We start from the raw sequence: 843 nt of genomic DNA on the forward strand, positions 1-843 counted from the left end.
ATAGCTCAGCTGGGAGAGCGCCTGCCTTGCACGCAGGAGGTCAGCAGTTCGATCCTGCTTAGCTCCACCACTTATAGTTTGTAGCACAGTGGTTTGCAGCCCTGCCATGGTAAGAAGTGGTGAGGTCATAGCTGTTAGCTCCATGCATTAATAGGCTTGTAGCTCAGCTGGTTAGAGCGCACCCCTGATAAGGGTGAGGTCGGCAGTTCAAGTCTGCCCAAGCCTACCAAATCTTTCCTACTCTGCGTTATGTAGTTCGTCGTTTAGCAGGCTAAACGTCCTCACTACATGCCTTGATTAGAAAAGATTAAGTCACTCGGAAAAAAGATTAAGTAGCCTTAATCAATAAGTATTTTAAGTAATGTTTATTGATTAAGGTTTTTTAAACCTTAATTGTTGTTCGCTTTTAGTGAAAACAATGTTCTTTAACAATATGGAAAGCTGATAAAAAAGTAATCGAAAACAAAAAGAGTACTCTTTAAGAGCTTACTCTATCTGATTTTTATGATTAGTACTTGTCACGCATACAACAGCATTGTTCTTTTATTAGAGCAAGCACCTAACCTTGGATAAAAGGCCAAGGGGTGAGACGAATTATGTTGATTGGGGGCCGTTACTGTCCACCAAGAAAGCATAATGTGCCTGTTGCGAGAATAAGGTTCTTAATCGAGTCTTTTGACGAGCGAGCGAAGGCGTGTGGTTTACCACATAACAGAGCAAGCGAGGAGGAACACGAAGAGTAAGGGCGTTATACGACGCAAGAGGGGAGGTCATTTGGGGTTGTATGGTTAAGTGACTAAGCGTATACGGTGGATGCCTAGGCAGTTAGAGGCGATGAAGGAC

The 843-nt window shown here is 43.3% G+C and carries 1 tRNA gene; it reads left to right on the forward strand.

Annotation, left to right across the window (positions count from 1 at the left end):
• The first annotated feature begins 152 nt into the window (after positions 1-152).
• Positions 153-229, forward strand: a tRNA-Ile gene (locus L0668_RS20545).
• The last annotated feature ends 614 nt before the right edge of the window (positions 230-843 follow it).

Origin of the sequence: Paraglaciecola algarum (genome assembly GCF_021532655.1) — a bacterium.
GTDB lineage: Bacteria > Pseudomonadota > Gammaproteobacteria > Enterobacterales > Alteromonadaceae > Paraglaciecola > Paraglaciecola algarum.